The sequence below is a fragment of the Variovorax sp. SG517 genome (assembly GCF_013376045.1).
Classification (GTDB): Bacteria; Pseudomonadota; Gammaproteobacteria; order Burkholderiales; family Burkholderiaceae_C; genus Variovorax.
Genome location: NZ_JABMJG010000001.1, coordinates 564,715 through 585,571, shown reverse-complemented (window position 1 = coordinate 585,571; position 20,857 = coordinate 564,715). Strand labels below are relative to the sequence as shown.

Sequence of the window (20,857 nt, the reverse complement as noted above, 5' to 3'; positions counted from 1 at the left end):
TCGCGGCATGAAGCCGTAGCAGCCACCGACGCCGATGAAGATCTGCGTTCATGGCGCCGGTGCCTGGGGCACGGCGGTCGCCGTCAACGCGGCGGCCCGCCACGAAGTCACGCTCTGGGCGCGCGACGCCGCCCAGGCCGACGCCATGTCGGCCGCGCGCGAAAACTCCCGCTACCTGCCCGGGCTGGCCCTGCCGGCCTCGCTGGCCGTGCGCGCCGGCGACATCGCCCAGGCACAGGCCGGCGCCGACCTCGTCATCGTGGCCACGCCGATGGCGGCCTTGCGCGCGCAGCTCGTGGCGCTGCGAGGCACCGGCACCACTGCGGCGGTGGCGTGGCTGTGCAAGGGCGTCGAGCCCGCGCTCGACAGCTCTTCCCCCGCATCCTTCGGCCTGCTGGCCCATGAGATCTGGGCCCAGGTTGTTCCTGAATTGAGAGCGGGCGTGCTCAGCGGCCCCAGCTTCGCGCAGGAAGTCGCCGAAGGGCGGCCGACCGCACTGGTGGCCGCCAGTCCGCATGCCGCCGTGCGCGACATGCTGGTCGACGCCTTCCACGGCCCCGCGCTGCGCGTCTACGCCAACGAGGACATCGTCGGCGTGGAGGTGGGCGGCGCGGTCAAGAACGTGCTGGCCATCGCCACCGGGCTGTGCGACGGCCTCGCGCTCGGGCTCAACGCCCGGGCGGCGCTCATCACGCGCGGCCTCGCCGAGATGACGCGCTTCGGCCTCGCGCTGGGTGCCCGCGCCGAGACCTTCATGGGCCTTTCCGGCCTGGGCGACCTGGTCCTTACTTCCACCGGCGACCTGTCGCGCAATCGCAAGGTCGGCCTGCTGCTCGCGCAGGGCCGCACGCTGGCGCAGGCCGTCGATTCGCTGGGCCACGTGGCCGAGGGCGTCTACTGCGCCCGCACCGTGGTGCAGCGCGCCCGGGGCCTCGGCATCGAGATGCCCATCGCCGAAGGCGTGGTCGCGCTGCTCGACGGCCGCGTGAGCCCGCAGGACGCCGTGGCGGCCCTCGTCGGCCGCGAGCCGGTGCCGGAATCGGTGCAGCTCCAGCAGCCGGGTGCCGCAGCCGCTTCCCCCCGTCAATCCTCCTGAGAAAAACGCAGAGACAAAGAGAGCCATGAGCCTTCGCTTTGATTTTTCAGCGTCGGCCGTGGCCGCGCTGGCCCTGTCCGATGCCACCCGCGCATTGCAGGAAGACGTCGCCGACGGCGACCTCACCGCCTCGCTGGTCGACCCCGCCCGCCGCGCCCGCGCCCGCGTGCTGGCGCGCGAAGCCGCCGTCGTGTGCGGCGCCCCGTGGGTCGAGGCCACGCTGCGGCAGCTCGATCCGCAGGTGCGCATCGAATGGCTGTGCGCCGAGGGCGAGCGCTGCGAGGCCGGCCAGACCGTGCTCGAGATCGAAGGCTCGGCCCGCGCGCTGCTGACGGCCGAGCGCACCTCGCTCAACTTCCTGCAGCTGCTGAGCGCCGTTGCCACCAAGACCGCGCTTTACGCCGACGCCGTGCGCGGCACCCGCGCGCGCATCGTCGACACCCGCAAGACCATTCCAGGCCTGCGCCTCGCGCAGAAGTACGCGGTGCGCACCGGCGGCGGCCTGAACCACCGCATCGGCTTGTACGACGCGGTGCTCATCAAGGAAAACCACATCGCCGCGGCCGGCGGCGTGGCCGCGGCCCTGCGCGCCGTGGCGCCCGCGGCCGCGAAGGCGGAATTCGTCGAGGTCGAGGTCGAGACGCTGGCCCAGCTGCGCGAGGCGCTCGACGCCGGCGCGCGCATGGTGCTGCTCGACAACATGGACCTGCCCACGCTGCGCGAGGCCGTGCGCATCAACGACGAGGCCGGCGAAGGCCGCAAGGCGGTGCTCGAGATCTCCGGCGGCGTCACGCTGGACGGCTTGCGCGCCCTGGCCGAAACCGGCGTCGACCGGATTTCCATCGGTGCCCTGACCAAGGACGTCAAGGCGATCGACTACTCGATGCGTTTCCAGGAAGGCTGATCCGCCCATGTCGTCCACGGTCATCGACGTCGACTACGAGCAGCCCGCCGAAACCAGGGCCGGCGCCGTCTGCGACACCCGCCACGCCTGGGCGCGCGTGCCGCCCGAGCCATCGCCCGACGAGCGCATCGCGCTGAAAGAGCGCATCCGCCGCCTGCTGCGCGAACGCAATGCCGTGATGGTCTCGCACTTCTACGTGCATCCCGACCTGCAGGACCTCGCCGAGGAAACCGGGGGCATCGTGAGCGATTCGCTCGAAATGGCGCGCTTCGGCCGCGACCACGCCGCGCAGACGCTGGTGGTGTCGGGCGTGCGCTTCATGGGCGAGACCTCGAAGATCCTGTCGCCCGAGAAGCGCGTGCTGATGCCCGACCTCGACGCGAACTGCTCGCTCGACCTGGGCTGTCCGGTCGACCAGTTCAGCGCCTTCTGCGACCAGCATCCCGACCGCACCGTGGTCGTCTACGCCAACACCAGCGCGGCCGTGAAGGCGCGCGCCGACTGGCTCGTCACCTCCAGCTGCGCGCTCGACGTGGTGAACGCGCTGCATGCAGCGGGGCAGAAGATCCTGTGGGGGCCCGATCGCCATCTGGGCGACTACATCCGCCGCCAGACCGGCGCCGACATGGTCAGCTGGAACGGCGCGTGCATCGTGCACGACGAGTTCAAGGCCCTGGAGCTCGAGCTGCTCATGAAGGAGTACCCGAAGGCCAAGGTGCTGGTGCACCCCGAGTCGCCTTCGGACGTGATCGCGCTGGCCGATGCGGTGGGCTCCACCTCGGCCATCCTGAACGCCGCGCAGCGCATGGACGCCAAGGAGTTCATCGTCGCCACCGACAGCGGCATGCTGCACAAGCTGCGCACGCTGAACCCCGGCAAGGTCTTCATCGAGGCGCCCACGGCCGGCAACGGCGGCACCTGCAAGAGCTGCGCGCATTGCCCGTGGATGGCGATGAACGGGCTGGTGGAGCTGGCGAATGCGCTGGAGACGGGCGCGGGGGAGATCCACGTCGATCCGGCGCTGGGGCTGCGGGCGCGGGTGCCGATCGATCGGATGCTGGCGTTCACGGCCGGGTTGAAGAACGGGCAAGCGCCGGGGAGTCTTGTCGCCGGCATCGGCGCGGCCTGACCCCGCCTTGCTCCTTCCCCCTCTGGGGGAAGGTTGGGATGGGGGCAGGCAGAGCGCTCGATGTTGACGCCGCTTGCCCCCACCCCGGCCCTCCCCCAGCGGGGGGGGGGGGGAGAAAAACCTAGAAATCCACGGTACAGCTGTCCCCCAGCGCCTCGCGCCACACCTTCACGCGCGCCAGCGAAGGCCGCAGATCCGACAGCGCATCCGCAATGAACACGCACAGGTTCTCCAGCGTCGGCGGATGCAGCCCAGCCACGTCGTCCAGCAGGTGATGGTCGAGCTGCTCGCGCACATCCTCCAGCCGGCGGCGCAGCAGGCCCAGGTCGATCACCATCCCCGTCACCGGGTCGCGCTCGCCCGTGAGCCACACCTCCGCGTGGTAAGTGTGGCCGTGGATACGGCGGCTGCCTTCCACTTCGATCTCGCGCTTGAGCGTGTGGGCGGCATCGAAGAAGAAGCGTTGGCTGATCGTGAATCGCATCGTCGAAAAGAAAAACTCGGAAAAAAAGAGCGCCCGCCTCAGCGGATGCCGGTGATCTTGTGCGTCTGCACGCTCAGGCGCCACACGGGCTGCTTCATGCATTCGGCAATGCACAGCTCGGTGTTCGCGACGCGGTCGGGCCCGTCCATGGGCTGCAGGAAGCGGTGCGTGAATTCGCCGGTGCGCGCCATGGCGTCGAGGTCGATGCCCGGCTGCGGCCACACCAGCTTCAGCTCCTGGCCGCGCTGCTGCGCCCAGGAAGCTCCGGCCTTGGGGCTGATGCACAGCCAGTCGATGCCCTCCGGCGCCTCGACCGTGCCGTTGCTCTCGACGGCGATGCGGAAGCGACGCGCATGCAGCGCCTCGACCAGCGCCGCGTCCACCTGAAGCAGCGGCTCGCCGCCGGTCAGCACCACCAGCCGGTGGTCGGCATCGGTGACGGGCCATTGGGCGGCGATGGTGTCGGCGAGCAGGTCGGCGGTCTTGAACTTGCCGCCCAGCGTGCCGTCGGTGCCGACGAAGTCGGTGTCGCAGAAACGGCAGACGGCGCTGGCGCGGTCTTCCTCGCGCCCCGTCCAGAGGTTGCAGCCCGCGAAGCGGCAGAATACCGCGGGCATGCCGGCCTGTCCGCCTTCGCCCTGCAGCGTGTAGAAGATTTCCTTGACGCTGTAGGTCATGGGGCGGCCGTCTCGATCTCGAGGTTGTCGATCAGCCGCGTGGCGCCCAGGCGCGCGGCGGCCAGCGCCACCAGCGCGTCGCCGGCGGCGGGCGCTTGCAGGTCGGAGCGGCGGCGCAGCACCAGGTAGTCGGGCTGCCAGCTGCGCTCGGCCAGCGTCCGCATGGCGCGCGCCTCGATGGCGCCCAGGTCGCGCTCGCCCGAGCGCACCGCCTCGGCCATCGCCTTCAGCGCCTTCGACAGCTGCACCGCCTCGGCGCGCTCGCTCTCGCTCAGGTAGCCGTTGCGCGACGAGAGCGCCAGGCCGTCGGCGGCGCGGAAGGTCTCGCCGCCCACGATCTCGATGGGCAGCGCGAACTGCCGGACCATGTGGCGGATCATCATCAGTTGCTGGTAGTCCTTCTTGCCGAACACCGCCACGCGCGGCTGCACGCACTGGAAGAGCTTCATCACCACCGTGCAAACGCCGATGAAGAAGCCGGGCCGGAAGTGGCCTTCGAGGATGTCGGCCAGCGCCGGGTCGGGGTGCACCTTGCAGGTCTGGGGCTCGGGGTAGAGCGCCTTCTCGTCGGGCGCGAAGAGCACGTCGCAGCCGGCGGCTCGCAGCTTCTCGCAGTCGCTCTCCCAGGTGCGCGGGTAGGTGTCGAAATCCTCGTGGGGCAAGAACTGCAGGCGGTTCACGAAGATGCTGGCCACGGTCACGTCGCCGAGCGGCTTCGCCTGCCTCACCAGGGCCAGGTGGCCGTCGTGCAGGTTGCCCATGGTGGGGACGAAGGCGGGGCGCCCGAAGGCGGCCAGGTGGCTGCGCAGGTCGTCGATGGTGTGCGCGATGTACATGGGTTGGTTTCCTTTTCCTTGTCTGCCTACCAGGCGTGGAGGCGGTCGTCGGGGAAGCTGCCGTCCTTGACGGCCTGGACGTAGGCCTTGAGCGCAGGCAGCACGCCCGGCGCGTCGGCCATGAAGTTGCGCACGAACTTCGGCATCTTCCCGAGGTTGATGCCCAGCATGTCGTGCAGCACGAGCACCTGCCCGGCGGTGGCCTTGCCCGCGCCGATGCCGATGGTGGCGCAGTGCTTCAGCTCGGCCGTGAGCTCGGCGGCCAGCGCGGCCGGCACCATCTCGAGCACCAGCATCGCCGCGCCCGCGTCCTGCAGTTCATGGGCCTGCTGCTTCAGCAGCGCGCCGGCCGTGTCGCCCTTGCCCTGCACGCGGTAGCCGCCCAGTGCATGCACTGTCTGCGGCGTCAGGCCGAGGTGGGCGCACACCGGAATGCCGCGCTCGACCAGGAAGCGCACGGTCTCGGTGGTCCAGCCGCCGCCTTCGAGCTTGACCATGTGCGCGCCGGCCTGCATCAGCACGGTGGCGCTGCGCAGCGCCTGTTCGCGCGACTCCTGGTAGCTGCCGAAGGGCAGGTCGGCGATGAGCCAGGCCGTGCCCTGCACGCGGCGCAGGCCGCGCGAGACGCTGTCGGTGTGATAGCGCATGGTGTCCAGGCTCACGCCCACGGTGCTGTTCAGGCCCTGGCAGACCATGCCGAGCGAGTCGCCGACCAGCAGGCAGTCGACGCCGGCCGCGTCGGCCATGGCGCCGAAGGTGGCGTCGTAGGCGGTGAGCATCGCGATCTTCTCGCCGCGCGCATGCATGTCGGCCAGGCGCGGCAGGCTCACGGGCTTGCGCGACGCGGGCGGGGAGGCCGGCGGCAGCGTGCCGTAGGGCGAGGCCGGCGGTGCTTCGGTGGCGGCGGGGGCGGGCGTGATGTTCGACATGGTTGGGTTTCTCCCTGCGGGCGTCGGTGGCCGGGCATCCTTGGGTGAAGAAAAACGAACGGTGAGGGTTATCGGTCTGCCGGAGGCACCAGCACCGTGGGTGCGGTGGGCTCGGCGAGCGAGGGGTAGTCGCGGCTGAAATGCAGGCCACGGCTCTCGTGGCGGGCCTGAGCGGAACGCACGATCAGCTCTGCCACCTGCACCAGGTTGCGCAGCTCGAGCAGGTCGCGCGTGACGTGGAAGTTCGCGTAGAACTCCTGGATCTCGGCCTGCAGCAGCGCGATGCGGTGGCTCGCGCGCTCCAGGCGCTTGTTGGTGCGCACGATGCCAACGTAGTCCCACATGAAGCGGCGCAGCTCGTCCCAGTTGTGGGAGATCACCACGGCTTCGTCGGCGTCGGTGACGCGGCTGTCGTCCCAGGCGGGCAGTTCGGCGAGCTCGCGCGCGGGCGCCGAGGCGATGGCGCCGGCCGCGGCGCGCGCGAACACCATGCATTCGACCAGCGAGTTGCTGGCCAGCCGGTTCGCGCCATGCAGGCCGGTGCAGGCGGTCTCGCCGATGGCGTAGAGGCCCGGGATGTCGGTGCGCCCGCTCAGGTCGCTGAGCACGCCGCCGCAGGTGTAGTGCGCGGCCGGCACCACCGGAATCGGCTCGCGCGTGATGTCGATGCCCAGCTCCAGGCAGCGCGCCAGGATGTTGGGGAAGTGCTCCTTGAGGAACGCGGCCGGCTGGTGCGAGATGTCGAGGTAGACGCAGTCCAGGCCGTGCTTCTTCATCTCGAAGTCGATGGCGCGGGCCACCACGTCGCGCGGCGCGAGCTCGGCGCGCTCGTCGTGCTTCGGCATGAAGCGCGTGCCACCCGCCGATTCAGGCAACTTCAGCAGCCCGCCTTCGCCGCGCACCGCCTCGCTGATGAGGAAGGACCTCGCGTGCGGGTGGTACAGGCATGTCGGGTGGAACTGGATGAACTCCATGTTCGACACCCGGGCGCCCGCGCGCCAGGCGGCGGCGATGCCGTCGCCGGTGGCCGTATCGGGATTCGTGGTGTAGAGATACACCTTGCCCGCACCGCCGGTCGCCAGGATGGTGTGCGGCGCGCGGAAGGCCAGCACCTCGTCGGTTTCGCTGTCGAGCGCGTACAGGCCCAGGCAGGCTGGGTCGTCGAGCCCGATCCTCGGGCCGGTGATGAGGTCGACCAGCGTGTGGTGCTCGAAGAGCGAGATGCTCGGCGTGCGCCGCACCCGCTCGATCAGCACCTGCTGCACCGCCGCGCCAGTGGCGTCGGTCACGTGCACGATGCGGCGCTGGCTGTGGCCGCCTTCGCGCGTCAGGTGCAGGCCGCCGCCAGCCTCCTCGGACTCTTCGGAGAAAGGCACGCCCAGTTCGCGCAGCCAGCCGATGGCCTCGGGCGCATGCTCCACCACGAAGCGCGTGGCCTCGGGGTCGCACAGGCCGGCGCCGGCGATGAGCGTGTCTTCGACGTGCGCGTCGAAGCTGTCGCCCGCCGCCAGCACGGCCGCGATGCCGCCCTGCGCCCAGGCGCTGGAGCCGTCGTTCAGCGCGCGCTTGGTCAGCACCGCCACGCGGTGCGTGGGCGCCAGGTGCAGCGCGGCGGAGAGGCCGGCCAGTCCGCTGCCGACGATGAGGACGTCGAAGTCGCGCACGGGGTAAATCAGGAAGGGGAGTACGCCAGCCGGACGTAGATGGGCGCGAAGGCTTCCGCCTGCGTGATCTCGATCAGCGTCTCCTTCGCGAGCTCCAGCATCGCGATGAAGGTGACGATCAGCACCGGCACGCCGCGCGACACGTCGAAGAGCTTCTCGAACTCCACGAAGCGCTGCCCCTGCAGGTGGCGCAGCACGATGCTCATGTGCTCGCGCACGTTGAGCTCCTCGCGCGAGATCTTGTGGTGCTGCACGAGCTTGGCGCGCTTCATGATGTCGGCCCACGCGTCGCGCAGCTCGATCACGTTCACGTCGGGAAAGCGCGGCTTCAGCGACTGCTCGATGTAGACCTGCGCCTTCCAGAAGTCGCGCCCGTACTGCGGCATGGCGCTGATGGCGGCGGCCTGCAGCTTGGTCTGCTCGTATTCGAGCAGGCGGCGCACGAGCTCGGCGCGCGGGTCTTCGGCCTCTTCGCCGTCGGCCACCTTCTTGGGCGGCAGCAGCATGCGCGACTTGATCTCGATCAGCATCGCGGCCATCAACAGATACTCGGCCGCAAGCTCGAGGTTGGTCTGGCGGATCTCGTCGACGTAGCTCAGGTACTGCCGCGTGAGCCCCGCCATCGGGATGTCGAGGATGTTGAAGTTCTGCTTGCGGATCAGGTAGAGCAGCAGGTCGAGCGGGCCCTCGAAGGCTTCCAGGAACACCTGCAGCGCCTCGGGCGGGATGTACAGGTCCTTCGGCATCGCGAAGAGCGGCTCTCCGTAGAGCCTCGCGAGCGCGACCTGGTCGACCACCTCGGGCATGCCGACCACCAGCGTGCCGTTGTCCTCGTCTCCGTTCATCGGTGTGATGCTATCTTTTCAGTAGCTGCCGATGCAACGCAGGCGCTTGTTTGCTGCCAGTTCGGCATCAGCGAACGGCTTACTTGCCCTGGGTCTGGTAGACGTAGGGCTGCTGGGCCACGCGGGCTTCGCTGTATTCCTGCAGCAGGTCGCGGTCGAGGTGCTTGTCCCAGAGGAGGGCGCGGCCGGCGCGCTGTTCGGCCTCCAGCGTCGGCTTCTTTTCCTTCATCTCCTCGATGAAGTTCGTGATCTCGGAGGTGTAGTGGGGGCGGCGGAAGATGGACATAGACTGGACCTTTGTTGGCGCGAATTTTACCGGGGACGGCATGAAGCAAATTCGGGGATGGCGGATCGGCATGGCAATCGGGTGCCTGGCGGCGGCAATCGGGCTCGCGGCATGCGACTCGAAGAACATCAGCGAGCTGGAGGAAGGCGTCTCCACCGAGGCCGATGTGCGGGCGCGCTTCGGTGAGCCCGAGAACATCTGGGACGCCCCCGGACGCGGCCGTGTGTTCGAGTACAACCGCCAGCCCGCGGGCCAGAAGAACTACATGATCACCATCGGCCCCGATGGAAAGATGAGCGCGCTGCGCCAGGTGCTCACGCCCGAGAACTTCGCGAAGGTGCAGCCCGGGATGATGATGGAAGACCTGCGCAAGATGCTCGGCAAGCCCGCCAAGGTCACGCCCTATGCGCTGCGCCGCGAAACCGAATGGGAATGGCGCTGGGTGCAGCCGCCCAACTCCGCCATGGTCTTCACCGCCACGCTCGACGACGACCAGCGCGTGGTGCGCAGCGGTTCCTCGCCCGACAGGGGCGCCGAGGCTCCCTGACCACCCGTGCGAACTTTCGGTCAACTTATCCGAAGCGGGGGATGCAGATACATTTTTGACATTCATTGACATTTCGTCACCGACCTTACCGGGGCCGTCCGATGCACATCCTGCTTGTCGCGAGCGCGTTCAACAGCCTGACGCAACGGGTCCTGGCGGAGCTGCAGGATCGCGGCCACACCGTCGGCGTGGTGCTGGCCCTCGGCAATGACGACGAAATGCGTGAAGCCGTGCGGGTGCAGGCGCCCCAGCTCATCGTGGCGCCGATGCTCACCAGCGCGATCCCCGAGGACATCTGGCGTGCCCACACCTGCCTGATCGTGCATCCAGGCCCGCCGGGCGACCGGGGCCCATCGTCGCTCGACTGGACGCTGCAAGGCGGCGCCGAAAGCTGGGGCGTCACCGTGCTCGAAGCCGTGGCCGAGATGGACGCGGGCGATGTCTGGGCGTGGTCGCCGCTGAAGGTGCCGCCCGTGGCCGGCAAGAGCGACCTCTATCGCGGCGAGGTGGCCGACGCGGCGGTCGACGCGGTGCTGCTCGCGGTGGAGCGATTCGCCTCGGGCAGGCACAAGCCGCAGAAGCAGGAGCCCGCGGCGCTGGCGGCCGGCTGGCGGCCCTTCATGAAGCAGGCCGAGCGGCGCATCGACTGGGCTTCAGATTCCACCGAGACGATCCTGCGCCAACTGCGCGCGGCCGATTCGCAGCCCGGCGTGCTCGACGAGCTGCTGGGCGTGCAGTGGTACCTGCACGGCGGCCATCCCGAGGACGAGCTGCGTGGCGACCATCCCGGCGAGCTGATCGCCACCCGCGCCGGCGCCATCTGCCGCGCCACCGTCGACGGCGCGGTGTGGATTGCGCAGCTGCGGCCCTGGCGCGAGCCCGGCTCGCGGCTGCCCAGCTACAAGCTGCCCGCTGCCGAAGCGCTCGGCGACCTGCTGCCTTCCGGCGTGCCCGAGGTGCCGGCGCCGCTCGAGCTGCCGGCCGAGCGCCGCACCTGGTCGGACATCCGCTACAGCGAGCAGGGCGCGGTCGGCGTGCTGAATTTTTCCTTTCCCGGCGGCGCGATGAGCACCGCCCAGTGCAGGCGGCTGCTCGAGGCCTATCGCTTCGCCTGCACGCGCGCGACCTCGGTGCTGGTGCTGGGCGGCGTGCGCGACTTCTTCTCCAACGGCATCCATCTCAACGTGATCGAGGCGGCCGAAGATCCGGCCCAGGAGTCGTGGGCCAACATCCACGCGATGAACGACCTCGTCGAGGCGGTGCTCACCACCACCGATCGGCTCACCGTGTCGGCGCTGGGCGGCAACGCAGCGGCCGGCGGCGTGATGCTCGCGCTGGCGGCCGACGAGGTCTGGTGCCGCGACGGCGCCCTGCTCAACCCGCACTACAGGCTGATGGGCCTGCACGGCTCGGAATACTGGACCTACATCCTCCCGCGCCGCGTGGGCGAGAGCGAGGCGCTGCGGCTCACGCAGTCGGCGCTGCCGGTGAGCGCCAGGCGCGCCGTCGAGCTCGGCATGGCGCAGCGCGTGCTGCAGGCCGCGCCGGAGGAACTGGGGGCTGAAGTGGTCCGGCTGGCGGCGGAGCTGGCCGCATCGCCGGAGCTGGCCGATCGCATCGCGCGGAAGAAGGCGATGCGCGAGCAGGACGAGTCGATCAAGCCGCTGCAGCGCTACCGCGACGAGGAGCTCGTCCACATGCGCCGCAACTTCTTCGACGCGCGCGAGCCGCATGCGGGGCTCAGGTCGGCGTTCGTGCGAAAGGAGAAGGCGTTGCACACGCCGCCGCACATAGCCCGCCTGGGTATGGCGGGCTGAATTTCGCCAGAGCCTTACTGGCTGTCTGGAATCACCGCGTCGGCCGCCGCGCCCACGGCCTTGCCCGTGATGCGCGCGGTGCCGATGGCCGCGTCCGCCGCGAGCCCGACCGCGCTGGCGCCAACGCTTACCGCCGTGCCGGCCACCGTCACCACCGCGCAGCCGCCCAGCAGTGTTGAAAGCGAGGCGAGCACGAGGGCGCGGCGCAGCAGGGTGATCATGGCGATTCCTTCTTCTAAGTCGATCAGCGAACCCGCATGCCCGGCGTTGCGCCCGGCCAGGGTTCGAGCACGTGGATGCCCGGGTGTGCCTTCTCGTCGCCGTGGCTGGCGGCCAGCACCATGCCTTCGCTCACGCCGAACTTCATCTTGCGCGGCGCGAGGTTGGCGACCAGCACCGTGAGCTTGCCCACCAGCTGCTCGGGCTGGTAGGCCGAGGCGATGCCGCTGAACACGTTGCGGGTCTTGCCCTCGCCCGCATCGAGCGTCAGGCGAAGAAGCTTGGTCGAGCCTTCGACCTTCTCGCAGGCCACGATCTTCGCAATGCGCAGGTCGATCTTCGTGAAGTCGTCGATGGTGATGGTGGGCGCGATGGCCTCGCCGCCCGGCAGCTCCGCGGCCTCCACCGCAGCCGGAGCTACAGCGGCTGGTTCCGGCGCATCGAACAGCTTGTCGACCAGCTTGGGATCGGCGCGCTGCATCAGGTGCTTGTACTCGCCGATGGCGTGGCCCACGGGCAGCGGCTGCGCGGCGTCGGCCCAGGCCAGCGGCTGGATCTTCAGGAAGGCTTCGACGTTCACGGCCAGCGCCGGCAGCACCGGCTTCAGGTACAGCGTGAGCAGGCGGAAGGCCTCGATGCACACAGTGCACACGTCGTGCAGGCGCGCCTCGGCGCCTTCCTTCTTGGCCAGCTCCCAGGGCTTGTTCTGGTCGACGTACTCGTTGACCTTGTCGGCCAGCGCCATCACCTCGCGCAGCGCGCGGGCGTAGTCGCGGCCGTCGTACAGCGAATGCAGCTGCGAGGCCGCGTCGCGCAGCGTGAACAGCAGCGCGTCGCCGTCGGCCGAGACCTCGCCCAGCTTGCCGCCGAAGCGCTTGCCGATGAAGCCCGCCGCGCGGCTGGCGATGTTGATGTACTTGCCCACGAGATCGCTGTTGACGCGCGCGACGAAGTCCTCGGGGTTGAAGTCGATGTCTTCGTTGCGGCCGTTGAGCTTGGCGGCGATGTAGTAGCGCAGCCATTCGGGGTCCAGGCCGATCGACAGGTACTTGAGCGGGTCGATGCCGGTGCCGCGGCTCTTGCTCATCTTCTCGCCGCTCACCGTGAGGTGGCCGTGCACGTACACCGCGTCGGGCGCCTTGCGGCCGCTGAAGTGCAGCATCGCCGGCCAGAAGAGCGTATGGAAGGTGATGATGTCCTTGCCGATGAAGTGCACCTGCTCCAGGTCGGGGTCGGCCATGTACTCGGTGTACGAGATGCCGTCGCCGCCGAGTTCGATGCAGCGCTTGTCCAGCAGGTTCTTCAGCGAGGCCAGGTAGCCCACGGGGGCGTCGAGCCACACGTAGAAGTACTTGCCGGGCGCATCGGGAATCTCGATGCCGAAATAGGGCGCGTCGCGGCTGATGTCCCAGTCGCCGAGGCCGCCCTTGCCCTCGTCGTCCTTGTAGAGCCACTCGCGGATCTTGTTCTGCACCTCGGGCTGCACGTGGCCGGCGGCGGCGGTCCATTCCTTCAGGTAGGCCTCGCAGCGCGGGTCCGACAGCTTGAAGAAGAAGTGCTCGGAGCTGCGCAGCTCGGGCTTGGCGCCCGAGAGGGCCGAGTAGGGGTTGATCAGCTCGGTGGGCGCGTACACGGCGCCGCACACCTCGCAGTTGTCGCCGTACTGGTCCTTCGAATGGCAGTTGGGGCACTCGCCCTTGATGAAGCGGTCGGCCAGGAACATGCCCTTTTCAGGGTCGTAGAACTGCTCGACGCTCCTGGTGCTGATGAGGCCGTTGGCGCGCAGGTCGCGGTAGATGTCCTGCGCCAGCTGGTGGTTCTCGGGCGCGTCGGTCGAGTGCCAGTTGTCGAAGGAGATGTAGTAGCCGTCGAGGTACGGCTTGCGGCCGGCCGCGATCTCCGCCACGAAGGCCTGCGGCGTCACGCCGGCCTTGTCGGCCGCGATGGTGATGGCCGCGCCGTGGGCGTCGTCGGCGCACACGAAGTTGACGTCGGCACCGTTCATTCGCTGGTTCCGCACCCAGATGTCGGCCTGGATGTATTCCATCATGTGGCCGATATGGAACTTGCCGTTGGCATACGGCAGGGCGGTGGTGACGAAGAGCTTGCGCGGGGCGGACATCGGGGAGGGCGCTTTCGGGAGTGTCGGGAGTGGCTGACGGGGGAACCGGGCATTTTAGGTCGCGCGGCTTCCGGGCGGGTTCGGTGGCGGCATCGACCCCATGCCGCACCGCAACGAGTGGGGCGTATCGGCTCCCACGCGGTGATCGCGGCCGGTGAGTTGCTATGGCACGGCCTGTGCGGTCAGCCGCGGTTCGCTGTTCGACCAGAAGGTGCCGGATGCCTCACATTCAGTTGACAAACCGGTCGAGCGTACATGGCATCATCCGCGCTCCAAAAACAGGGAGGAACCCATGCACAGCAACAAGTCATTCGTTTTCAAGGCGATCCTGGGCACGGCCGTCGCAGCCGCGGCCACCGGCAGCGCCATCGCCGCCGCATCGTCTTTCGCCGATTGCTTCAAGCTCAAGCCCGGCGTGGCCTACACGCTGAGCGACCGCTCGAAGGTCCGGATCGTCAAGGGCCAGTTTGCGGGCAAGGCAGCGATCGGCGTGGTGAGCATCGACGAGGGCGTCAAGAGCGTGAAGTACTTCGACGAGACCGGCCGCCAGCGGCTGGGTTCCGAGCAGTACGGCATCGCGGGCCTGGGCGGCGACGCCAGCAAGGTGGTCATCAAGGAAGTCTTCGCGGCGCCGTTCCCCGAGGTTCCGGCCGATGCCAAGCCGGGCGGCACCTTCAAGCTGACGGGCAAGGGCACCAGGACCACGAAGGACGGCAGCGAGGCTTTCGACTTCGGCAAGAGGTACCAGTCCGAGCATGTCTTCGTCGGCTTCGAGAACCTTGAACTGAAGCCGAACTACAACCCCCGCACCTTCGAGAACGTCTGCCACCTGAGCTCGCGCGGAACGGACAATTCTGTCGACTCCTGGTACGCGCCGGAGTACGGCGTCATCAAGATGCAGGTGAAGACCTCCAAGGGCGAGCCGCTCTTCAGCTACGAACTCGACGGCCTGGAAGAGCGTTGAGCCGCTGGCGGGACGCCGATGGGGAATAAGGCTTTGGTTACGCCGCGGAGCCCTGCCGTGGGATGATTCCCGCCGGAGATCGCCCCGCGGGCGTGCCGCATCCGATGGCAAGCGATGTGCACCACGCCGGGCGACCGGTTTCCGCAAGAATTTCCGCAATCGACCTGAGCGCCCAACCATGACCACTCCCATCCCCGCAACCCTGATCCCCGGCGACGGCATCGGCCCCGAAATCGTCGACGCCACGCTGGCCGCGCTCGACGCGCTGAAGGCGCCTTTCGCCTGGGACACGCAGATCGCCGGCCTGGGCGGCGTCAAGGCTTCGGGCGACCCGCTGCCGCAGGCCACGCTCGACAGCATCCGCAAGACCCGGCTGGCCCTGAAGGGGCCGCTGGAAACGCCCTCGGGCGGCGGCTACCGCTCGTCGAACGTGCGGCTGCGGGAGGAATTCCAGCTGTACGCCAACCTGCGCCCCGCGCGCACCATCATTCCCGGCGGGCGCTTCGACAAGATCGACCTCGTGGTGGTGCGCGAGAACCTCGAGGGCCTGTACATCGGCCACGAGCACTACGTGCCCATCGACGGCGATCCGCACGCCGTGGCGATGGCCACCGGCATCAACACCCGTCAGGGCAGCCGCCGGCTGCTCGAATACGCCTTCGAGACCGCCGTCGCCACCGGCCGCAAGAAGGTCACGCTGGTGCACAAGGCCAACATCATGAAGGCGCTCACCGGCATCTTCCTGGAGACCGGCCTGGAGCTCTACGAGAAGAAGTACAAGGGCAAGTTCGAGCTCGACACGGTCATCATCGACGCCTGCGCGATGAAGCTGGTGCTCAACCCCTGGCAATTCGACATGCTGGTCACGACCAACCTGTTCGGCGACATCCTGTCCGACCTCGTGGCCGGCCTGGTCGGCGGCCTGGGCATGGCGCCCGGCGCCAACATCGGCACCGACGCGGCGATCTTCGAGGCGGTGCACGGCTCCGCGCCCGACATCGCCGGCAAGGGCATCGCCAACCCGACCGCCTTGCTGCTGGCCGCCGCGCTGATGCTCGACCACGTGAAGCTGCCCGAACTGGCCACGCGCCTGCGCACTGCCATCGACCAGACGCTGAACATCGACAAGGTGCGCACCGGCGACCTGGGTGGCACGGCGGGCACCGAGGCGTTCACGAAGGCGCTGGTCAGCCGCATCAACGGCGGCTGAAGCCGCCGGGGCTTGCGGGCGCTGCATGAGAAGAAGGCTTGCGCTGCTCCTGGGAGCCCTGCTGTTCGCGGGCCTGGCCGGCCCTGCCGCGGCCGACCCGCGCTTCACCGTGGTGAAGATCGACCTGCGCAAGGAACGGCTCGAGCTGTTCCTGCGCGACGACGCGGGCGTGCCGTTCAAGCGCTTCGACCGGCTCGATGCCTGGCTGAGGGAGCGCGGCCGCCAGCTGGGCTTGGCGATGAACGCCGGCATGTACCACGAGGACTTCTCGCCGGTCGGCCTGCTGGTGCGCGACGGCCGCGAGGAGTCGCCCCTGAACCTGGCCGACGGCGCGGGCAACTTCTTCCTCAAGCCCAATGGCGTGTTCCTCGTGTCGGACGCCGGGCCGCGCGTGGTCGAGTCGTCGGAGTATCCGGCGCTGGCGAAGGGCGTGCGGCTGGCGACCCAGTCGGGCCCGCTGCTGCTGCGCCGCGGCGTCGTGCATCCCGCGTTCATTCCCCATTCCGACTCGCGCAAGATCCGCAACGGCGTCGGCGTGACAGGCCACACCGCCGTCTTCGTCATCAGCGAGGTGCCGGTGAATTTCCACGAGTTCGCGCTCTACTTCCGAGACGTGCTCCATTGCCGTGACGCGCTGTACCTCGACGGCACGGTCTCGGCGCTGCATTCGCCGGCGCTGCACCGAAGCGATTTCGTGCGGGAGCTGGGGCCTATCCTCGGCGTTGTCTCGCCCTGAGTTCCATCATCGATTTCCGAGCCATGTCTTCCACCACCTCGCTGCCCGTCCTGTCCCTTGTTGAAACCCGCGTGCTCGGCGTGCTCGCCGAAAAGCAGCGCACCGTGCCCGACAGCTATCCGCTCACGCTCAACTCGCTGGTGTCGGGCTGCAACCAGAAGACCAGCCGCAGCCCCGTGCTCGAACTCACCGAATCGCAGGTGCAGGCCGCCGTCGACAGCCTGCGGGGCTACAGCCTCGTGGCCGAGACCAGCGGCGGGCGGGCCTTCCGCTACGAGCACAACATCGACCGCGTGCTGCGCATTCCGTCGCAGTCGGTGATCCTGCTCACCGTGCTGATGCTGCGCGGCCCGCAGACCGCGGGCGAACTGCGCATCGCCTGCGACCGCATGCACAACTTCGCGGACATCTCCTCGGTCGAAGGCTTTCTCAACGAGCTCGCCGAACGGCCGGCGGGCGCGCTGGTGGTGAAGCTGCCCCGCCTGCCCGGCGCGCGCGAGAGCCGCTGGGCGCATCTGCTGAGCGGCGCGCCGGCCGAAGAGGCGGCGGGCCCCGCAGGGGGCTCGGCCGATGCGGCATATGCGGCGAACGACGTGTCGCTCGGCGAAGTCGCGGCGCTCAAGGCCAACGTGGCGCGGCTCGAAGCCGAGGTGGCGTCGCTGAAGGCGCTGCTGGGGCGGGTGTGCTCGGAGCTGGGGATTTCGGAGGCGGGGTGAGCGCCGGACGGCAACGATGAAGCCCCCGCTCATCTTCTTTTTCAAGGCGGTCGCGGCGCTGCTCGCATTGGGCTTCGTGCTCACAGTGGTGCCTCTGTTCATCGCCGCAATGCTTCCGCGCGGCAACCGCATGGCGGATCGTCTTCGGTTGTTTGCCAGCTACGTGCCCATAGCGGTAATGTCCTGCATCGCCCGCTTCGAGATACTCGTGGCCATGGTCGTCATCGTTTTCGGCCTGACTGTCGCGCTGCTCCACGCATGAAGCACATCTGCCCGCACTGCAAGGCCCCCGGCATCGGCAGTCTCGCCATGCGCTGGTCCAGCCGTGCCAACCCGGCCGAATGCCCGGCTTGCGGCGGTCTTTCGCATGTGCTGGCGAGCACCAGCAGCGGCATCTGGGTGGCCGGCATCGTGATCTTCATGGTCGCGTTGGTCGGCGGGCTGGCGCTGCATTCGGGGCTTCTGTTCGTGAGCGGGCTGGTGCTCGCGGTGGCCTTCAACGTGTGGGCCTGGCGGCGCGCGAAGATGTATCCGATCTCCAGGGAAAGCGCGGGCAATGCTGCGAAGGCGGGCTGGCTGGTCGCCGGCATCTACGCCTTCATCGCGCTTTTCCAATAGCGGCAGCGCCCGGGCGCGGGCTTCTTTCGTTCACCGCATTTCACACGGGCTTCACGCAGCCCGCACATCCGGTGCCTAACTTCGGCCTCCATTGCGAAAACCACTGGAGCCCCGAATGGACAACGGACACACCGTCGCGTGGCGCGACCACATGCCCTTCGACGACATCACGCGCCGCGCGCTCGCATGGCTCGCCGCGCTTGCAGGCATCGCGAGCCTGTATGCCTTCTTCTGGTGGGCCGCTTCGGCCACCGGCTTCTTCCTCTTCGACGGCTGGCGCCACACCTGGCAGAGCCTGGGCACGGCGATCGCGCTCCGGGACCTGGACACCGTCTACTACCTGCTGAGCTGGGTCTTTTCCGTTCTGGGCGGCCTCTGTGGCTGGATCGCGCTCGTCGGCTTTGCCTTCATGCATCGGCGCGGCTGGGAGGCTGTCGTACCCTGGGTCAAGATCGGCTGCGCGGTCGGCGTGGCGGCGGGGTTGGCCTTCGAGCCCGGGCGCCTGCTCGCGCTGGCGCCGATCGTCTGCGCGGTGGCGCTGCTGCTGCGCTCGATGATGCCGATGCCGCCCGCTGAGGCAGAGCTCGACTCCCGGACATCGGCACGTCCAGGCTGAGCGTCATCGGGTCCATCGTGACCGGCGGGCGCGAGCGCCGGGCGTCGGATCCCCCCTACGCGGCGTTCCAGCCGAAGAAGCGCAGCACCTCGTCGCGCTGCTTCATTGTGTCGGCGCGGCCCAGCGCCATCAGCTCGCTCGTGTAGCCCGATTCGAACAGCAGGTAGCTCGCGAGCGCGCCGCCCTTCACGTCGGCCGCGACCTTCGAGCCGCCCAGCAGGTGCCGCACCGCACCAGGCAGGGCGTCGACGTGCCGCGCCGCGATCACGTCGAGGCGCTCCGACGGCGAGATCACCAGCAGATCGAGCGGGCGCAGCATGCTCGCCGCGCGAGCCTCCTGTGGAATGAGCCCGAGCGTGTGGTTGATGCGGCGCAGGCGTTCGATGTCCACCGCCAGCGCGTCGAGGAAGATGCTCGACAGCGCATGGCCCGCGATCTGCGCCATAGTCGGATAGCCGCTGTGGGTGTTGGGCGCGGTGGCGTCGCGCGGCTCGTGCATGCGGCCCGCGCCGATCACCACGATGCGCTGCGCGCCCAGGTGGATGGCCGCCGCGATGGGCGCCGACTGCCGCATCGAGCCGTCGCCGAAGTACTCGGTGTGGCCCTGCATCGGCAACGCCGTGGCCGGGAACACGAAGGGGATGGCCGACGAAGCCAGCAGGTGCGCATGCGTGATGCTGTCGCGCACCGACAGGCGCTGCGAGCGCACCCAAGGCTCCATCGGCACGGCCGCCTCGAAGAAGGTGACGTGCTCGCCCGAGCTGTAGCTCGACGCAGTCACGGCCAGGGCCTGCAGGTGGCCTTCCTGCATGAGCTTCGGCAGGCGGTCGAGCGGCACCATGCGCTGCAGCAACTCCGACAGCGGCGTGTTGTCGAGCAGCGACTTCGGCTTGATGCGCATCCAGTTGGCCGCGAAGCGTCCGAAGCCCAGCAGCATGCGCCAGCGCGTGCCGCTGCCGATCACCGAGAGCGAATCGGCGCGGTACACCTGCTCGGCGCGAAACCGCCCCCAGACATCGGCGATGTGGCCGACCACGTAGTTGAAGTCGTCGCAGCCGCAGGCCAGGGCCGCTGCATTGATGGCGCCGGCCGAGGTGCCGGTGATGACCTGGAAGGGGTTGGCCGTGCCGGTGATTGCCGTGCCGGCCGCCCGGCGGATCTCGGCGATGGCTTCGAGCACGCCGACCTGGTAGGCGGCCCGGGCGCCGCCCCCGGTGAGCAGGAGGCCTGTGACGGGGCTTGTCTCGGGCATTTTTGTTCGTTGTCGGGCTATTGGAAGGGCTCGGGGTGCCGGCCTGGCGAGCGCCTTAGACTACCGGCCATTCAGGAGTTTGATCAATGGCACTCACCCCAGAAGGGCTCATGGAGGCGCTCAAGGCCGTCCAGGACCCTAACACCGGCAAGCCTTTCGCGGCGACCCGCTCGCTCAAGAACCTCCAGGTCTCGGAGGGCGACGTCTCGTTCGACCTCGAACTCGGCTACCCGGCCAGGAGCCAGCACGCGGCCATCCGCAAGGAACTGGTGGCGGCCGCCAAGGCGGTGCCGGGCGTGGAGAACGTGTCGGTGAACATCGTCACCAAGGTCATCAGCCACGCGGTGCAGCGCGGCGTGCAGCTGATGCCCAACGTCAGGAACATCATCGCGGTGGCCTCGGGCAAGGGCGGCGTGGGCAAGAGCACCACCGCCGCCAACCTGGCGCTGGCGCTGGCCTCCGAAGGAGCCACCGTCGGCCTGCTCGACGCCGACATCTACGGCCCCAGCCAGCCCATGATGATGGGCATCGAAGGCCGACCCGACAGCGCCGACGGCAAGACCATGGAGCCCATGGAGCGCCACGGCGTGCAGGTCATGTCGATCGGCTTCCTGGTCGACCAGGACCAGGCCATGATCTGGCGCGGCCCCATGGCCACGCAGGCGCTCGAGCAGCTTCTGCGCCAGACCAACTGGAAGGACCTCGACTACCTCATCGTCGACATGCCCCCGGGCACCGGCGACATCCAGCTCACGCTGAGCCAGCGCGTGCCGATGACGGGCGCGGTGATCGTCACCACGCCGCAGGACATCGCGCTGCTCGACGCGAAGAAGGGCATCAAGATGTTCGAGAAGGTCGGCGTGCCGATCCTGGGCATCGTCGAGAACATGGCGGTGCACGTGTGCTCGAACTGCGGCCATGCCGAGCACATCTTCGGCGCCGACGGCGGCAAGAAGATGGCGGCCGAGTACCAGATGGACTACCTGGGCGCGCTGCCGCTGGACATCAACATCCGCCTGCAGGCCGACAGCGGGGCGCCCACCGTGGTGTCCTCCCCGGACAGCGAGGCCGCCGGCATCTACAAGGCGGTCGCCCGCCGCGTGGCCGTGGGCATCGCCGAGAAGGCGAAGGACTTCTCCGCGAAGTTCCCGACGATCTCGATCAGCAAAAACACCTGAAGAAGAACGGCC

Annotated in this window: 23 protein-coding genes; 13 read left to right on the top strand and 10 right to left on the bottom strand. The window is 68.8% G+C overall.

Annotated elements, in window-relative coordinates:
* Positions 1 to 34 precede the first annotated feature (34 nt).
* From FHT32_RS02620 to nadA, 3 genes are read left to right on the top strand one after another with little or no spacing between them, the layout of a single operon-like run.
* A complete protein-coding gene (locus tag FHT32_RS02620; protein WP_176663083.1) occupies positions 35 to 1,096 on the top strand; it encodes an NAD(P)H-dependent glycerol-3-phosphate dehydrogenase in 1,062 nt (353 codons plus the stop codon).
* A 25-nt stretch (positions 1,097 to 1,121) separates the two neighbouring features.
* Complete coding sequence (gene nadC / locus FHT32_RS02615; protein WP_176663082.1) at positions 1,122 to 2,000, top strand: carboxylating nicotinate-nucleotide diphosphorylase; 879 nt, start codon at positions 1,122 to 1,124, stop codon at positions 1,998 to 2,000.
* A 7-nt stretch (positions 2,001 to 2,007) separates the two neighbouring features.
* Complete coding sequence (gene nadA, locus FHT32_RS02610; protein ID WP_176663081.1) at positions 2,008 to 3,129, top strand: quinolinate synthase NadA; 1,122 nt, start codon at positions 2,008 to 2,010, stop codon at positions 3,127 to 3,129.
* Between the two features lie 121 nt (positions 3,130 to 3,250).
* On the opposite strand, the gene FHT32_RS02605 is transcribed toward nadA, so the two are convergent.
* The 7 genes from FHT32_RS02605 to FHT32_RS02575 all read right to left on the bottom strand — a co-directional run bounded on the left by FHT32_RS02605 (position 3,251) and on the right by FHT32_RS02575 (position 8,850).
* Positions 3,251 to 3,613: a 6-carboxytetrahydropterin synthase gene (locus FHT32_RS02605; RefSeq protein ID WP_176663080.1), complete on the bottom strand. Its 363-nt coding sequence runs from the start codon at positions 3,611 to 3,613 to the stop codon at positions 3,251 to 3,253.
* Between the two features lie 38 nt (positions 3,614 to 3,651).
* Complete coding sequence (gene queE, locus FHT32_RS02600; protein ID WP_176663079.1) at positions 3,652 to 4,290, bottom strand: 7-carboxy-7-deazaguanine synthase; 639 nt, start codon at positions 4,288 to 4,290, stop codon at positions 3,652 to 3,654.
* Positions 4,287 to 5,126 (bottom strand): pantoate--beta-alanine ligase, encoded by an 840-nt coding sequence (panC, locus tag FHT32_RS02595; RefSeq protein WP_176663078.1) that lies wholly within the window; start codon positions 5,124 to 5,126, stop codon positions 4,287 to 4,289. The genes queE and panC overlap by 4 nt, the downstream gene beginning before the upstream one ends.
* A 26-nt stretch (positions 5,127 to 5,152) precedes the next feature.
* Positions 5,153 to 6,055, bottom strand: a complete 903-nt coding sequence (panB, locus tag FHT32_RS02590; RefSeq protein ID WP_176663077.1) for a 3-methyl-2-oxobutanoate hydroxymethyltransferase — start codon at positions 6,053 to 6,055, stop codon at positions 5,153 to 5,155.
* A 68-nt stretch (positions 6,056 to 6,123) separates the two neighbouring features.
* Positions 6,124 to 7,719 (bottom strand): L-aspartate oxidase, encoded by a 1,596-nt coding sequence (gene nadB / locus FHT32_RS02585; protein WP_176663076.1) that lies wholly within the window; start codon positions 7,717 to 7,719, stop codon positions 6,124 to 6,126.
* An 8-nt stretch (positions 7,720 to 7,727) separates the two neighbouring features.
* Positions 7,728 to 8,564: a ScpA family protein gene (locus FHT32_RS02580; protein WP_176663075.1), complete on the bottom strand. Its 837-nt coding sequence runs from the start codon at positions 8,562 to 8,564 to the stop codon at positions 7,728 to 7,730.
* 79 nt (positions 8,565 to 8,643) lie between these two features.
* Entirely contained in the window at positions 8,644 to 8,850 is a 207-nt protein-coding gene (locus FHT32_RS02575; protein ID WP_176663074.1) for a DUF3460 family protein, read from the bottom strand.
* 70 nt (positions 8,851 to 8,920) lie between these two features.
* Between FHT32_RS02575 and FHT32_RS02570 the strand changes: the two genes are divergently transcribed.
* Both FHT32_RS02570 and FHT32_RS02565 read left to right on the top strand, forming a co-directional pair.
* Positions 8,921 to 9,397, top strand: coding sequence for an outer membrane protein assembly factor BamE (locus FHT32_RS02570; RefSeq protein WP_176663073.1), 477 nt, complete (start codon positions 8,921 to 8,923; stop codon positions 9,395 to 9,397).
* Positions 9,398 to 9,498: 101 nt separating this feature from the next.
* Positions 9,499 to 11,214: an enoyl-CoA hydratase-related protein gene (locus FHT32_RS02565; RefSeq protein ID WP_176663072.1), complete on the top strand. Its 1,716-nt coding sequence runs from the start codon at positions 9,499 to 9,501 to the stop codon at positions 11,212 to 11,214.
* A gap of 14 nt (positions 11,215 to 11,228) precedes the next feature.
* On the opposite strand, the gene FHT32_RS02560 is transcribed toward FHT32_RS02565, so the two are convergent.
* Together FHT32_RS02560 and metG are read right to left on the bottom strand one after the other, a co-directional pair.
* Positions 11,229 to 11,435 carry a hypothetical protein gene (locus FHT32_RS02560; RefSeq protein ID WP_176663071.1) on the bottom strand — a complete coding sequence of 69 codons (207 nt, stop codon included), beginning with the start codon at positions 11,433 to 11,435 and terminating at the stop codon, positions 11,229 to 11,231.
* A 23-nt stretch (positions 11,436 to 11,458) separates the two neighbouring features.
* Positions 11,459 to 13,555 (bottom strand): methionine--tRNA ligase, encoded by a 2,097-nt coding sequence (gene metG / locus FHT32_RS02555; RefSeq protein WP_176663070.1) that lies wholly within the window; start codon positions 13,553 to 13,555, stop codon positions 11,459 to 11,461.
* A 292-nt stretch (positions 13,556 to 13,847) separates the two neighbouring features.
* Here metG and FHT32_RS02550 point away from each other — a divergent pair, with 292 nt between their 5' ends.
* The 7 genes from FHT32_RS02550 (at position 13,848) to FHT32_RS02520 (ending at position 18,415) form a co-directional block, all read left to right on the top strand.
* A complete protein-coding gene (locus tag FHT32_RS02550) occupies positions 13,848 to 14,519 on the top strand; it encodes a hypothetical protein (protein WP_176663069.1) in 672 nt (223 codons plus the stop codon).
* 178 nt (positions 14,520 to 14,697) lie between these two features.
* Complete coding sequence (locus FHT32_RS02545; RefSeq protein WP_176663068.1) at positions 14,698 to 15,729, top strand: isocitrate/isopropylmalate dehydrogenase family protein; 1,032 nt, start codon at positions 14,698 to 14,700, stop codon at positions 15,727 to 15,729.
* Positions 15,730 to 15,754: 25 nt separating this feature from the next.
* Positions 15,755 to 16,465: a phosphodiester glycosidase family protein gene (locus FHT32_RS02540; RefSeq protein WP_176663067.1), complete on the top strand. Its 711-nt coding sequence runs from the start codon at positions 15,755 to 15,757 to the stop codon at positions 16,463 to 16,465.
* 23 nt (positions 16,466 to 16,488) lie between these two features.
* Positions 16,489 to 17,181, top strand: coding sequence for a YceH family protein (locus tag FHT32_RS02535; RefSeq protein ID WP_176663066.1), 693 nt, complete (start codon positions 16,489 to 16,491; stop codon positions 17,179 to 17,181).
* A gap of 16 nt (positions 17,182 to 17,197) precedes the next feature.
* Positions 17,198 to 17,443, top strand: coding sequence for a hypothetical protein (locus FHT32_RS02530; protein ID WP_176663065.1), 246 nt, complete (start codon positions 17,198 to 17,200; stop codon positions 17,441 to 17,443).
* Positions 17,440 to 17,799, top strand: a complete 360-nt coding sequence (locus tag FHT32_RS02525; protein WP_176663064.1) for a hypothetical protein — start codon at positions 17,440 to 17,442, stop codon at positions 17,797 to 17,799. Before FHT32_RS02530 ends, FHT32_RS02525 begins: the two co-directional genes overlap by 4 nt.
* 115 nt (positions 17,800 to 17,914) lie before the next feature.
* On the top strand, positions 17,915 to 18,415 hold the full coding sequence (locus tag FHT32_RS02520) for a hypothetical protein (protein ID WP_176663063.1): 501 nt from the start codon (positions 17,915 to 17,917) through the stop codon (positions 18,413 to 18,415).
* A gap of 55 nt (positions 18,416 to 18,470) precedes the next feature.
* On the opposite strand, the gene FHT32_RS02515 is transcribed toward FHT32_RS02520, so the two are convergent.
* Complete coding sequence (locus FHT32_RS02515) at positions 18,471 to 19,667, bottom strand: patatin-like phospholipase family protein (protein WP_176663062.1); 1,197 nt, start codon at positions 19,665 to 19,667, stop codon at positions 18,471 to 18,473.
* A gap of 86 nt (positions 19,668 to 19,753) precedes the next feature.
* Here FHT32_RS02515 and apbC point away from each other — a divergent pair, with 86 nt between their 5' ends.
* The gene (gene apbC / locus FHT32_RS02510) at positions 19,754 to 20,845 is read left to right on the top strand and encodes an iron-sulfur cluster carrier protein ApbC (RefSeq protein ID WP_176663061.1); all 1,092 of its coding nucleotides are present in this window, start codon (positions 19,754 to 19,756) and stop codon (positions 20,843 to 20,845) included.
* Positions 20,846 to 20,857: the final 12 nt, after the last annotated feature.

Bases quoted from the DNA above. Each gene is read 5' to 3' on its own strand.
- FHT32_RS02545 (WP_176663068.1), top strand. From the start codon at position 14,698: ATGACCACTCCCATCCCCGCAACCCTGATCCCCGGCGACGGCATCGGC.
- metG (WP_176663070.1), bottom strand. From the start codon at position 13,555: ATGTCCGCCCCGCGCAAGCTCTTCGTCACCACCGCCCTGCCGTATGCC.
- FHT32_RS02530 (WP_176663065.1), top strand. From the start codon at position 17,198: ATGAAGCCCCCGCTCATCTTCTTTTTCAAGGCGGTCGCGGCGCTGCTC.
- FHT32_RS02550 (WP_176663069.1), top strand. From the start codon at position 13,848: ATGCACAGCAACAAGTCATTCGTTTTCAAGGCGATCCTGGGCACGGCC.
- panC (WP_176663078.1), bottom strand. From the start codon at position 5,126: ATGTACATCGCGCACACCATCGACGACCTGCGCAGCCACCTGGCCGCC.
- FHT32_RS02570 (WP_176663073.1), top strand. From the start codon at position 8,921: ATGGCAATCGGGTGCCTGGCGGCGGCAATCGGGCTCGCGGCATGCGAC.
- FHT32_RS02565 (WP_176663072.1), top strand. From the start codon at position 9,499: ATGCACATCCTGCTTGTCGCGAGCGCGTTCAACAGCCTGACGCAACGG.
- nadC (WP_176663082.1), top strand. From the start codon at position 1,122: ATGAGCCTTCGCTTTGATTTTTCAGCGTCGGCCGTGGCCGCGCTGGCC.
- nadA (WP_176663081.1), top strand. From the start codon at position 2,008: ATGTCGTCCACGGTCATCGACGTCGACTACGAGCAGCCCGCCGAAACC.
- FHT32_RS02560 (WP_176663071.1), bottom strand. From the start codon at position 11,435: ATGATCACCCTGCTGCGCCGCGCCCTCGTGCTCGCCTCGCTTTCAACA.
- FHT32_RS02515 (WP_176663062.1), bottom strand. From the start codon at position 19,667: ATGCCCGAGACAAGCCCCGTCACAGGCCTCCTGCTCACCGGGGGCGGC.
- FHT32_RS02520 (WP_176663063.1), top strand. From the start codon at position 17,915: ATGGACAACGGACACACCGTCGCGTGGCGCGACCACATGCCCTTCGAC.
- FHT32_RS02540 (WP_176663067.1), top strand. From the start codon at position 15,755: ATGAGAAGAAGGCTTGCGCTGCTCCTGGGAGCCCTGCTGTTCGCGGGC.
- FHT32_RS02620 (WP_176663083.1), top strand. From the start codon at position 35: ATGAAGATCTGCGTTCATGGCGCCGGTGCCTGGGGCACGGCGGTCGCC.
- panB (WP_176663077.1), bottom strand. From the start codon at position 6,055: ATGTCGAACATCACGCCCGCCCCCGCCGCCACCGAAGCACCGCCGGCC.
- queE (WP_176663079.1), bottom strand. From the start codon at position 4,290: ATGACCTACAGCGTCAAGGAAATCTTCTACACGCTGCAGGGCGAAGGC.
- FHT32_RS02580 (WP_176663075.1), bottom strand. From the start codon at position 8,564: ATGAACGGAGACGAGGACAACGGCACGCTGGTGGTCGGCATGCCCGAG.
- FHT32_RS02605 (WP_176663080.1), bottom strand. From the start codon at position 3,613: ATGCGATTCACGATCAGCCAACGCTTCTTCTTCGATGCCGCCCACACG.
- FHT32_RS02575 (WP_176663074.1), bottom strand. From the start codon at position 8,850: ATGTCCATCTTCCGCCGCCCCCACTACACCTCCGAGATCACGAACTTC.
- FHT32_RS02535 (WP_176663066.1), top strand. From the start codon at position 16,489: ATGTCTTCCACCACCTCGCTGCCCGTCCTGTCCCTTGTTGAAACCCGC.
- apbC (WP_176663061.1), top strand. From the start codon at position 19,754: ATGGCACTCACCCCAGAAGGGCTCATGGAGGCGCTCAAGGCCGTCCAG.
- FHT32_RS02525 (WP_176663064.1), top strand. From the start codon at position 17,440: ATGAAGCACATCTGCCCGCACTGCAAGGCCCCCGGCATCGGCAGTCTC.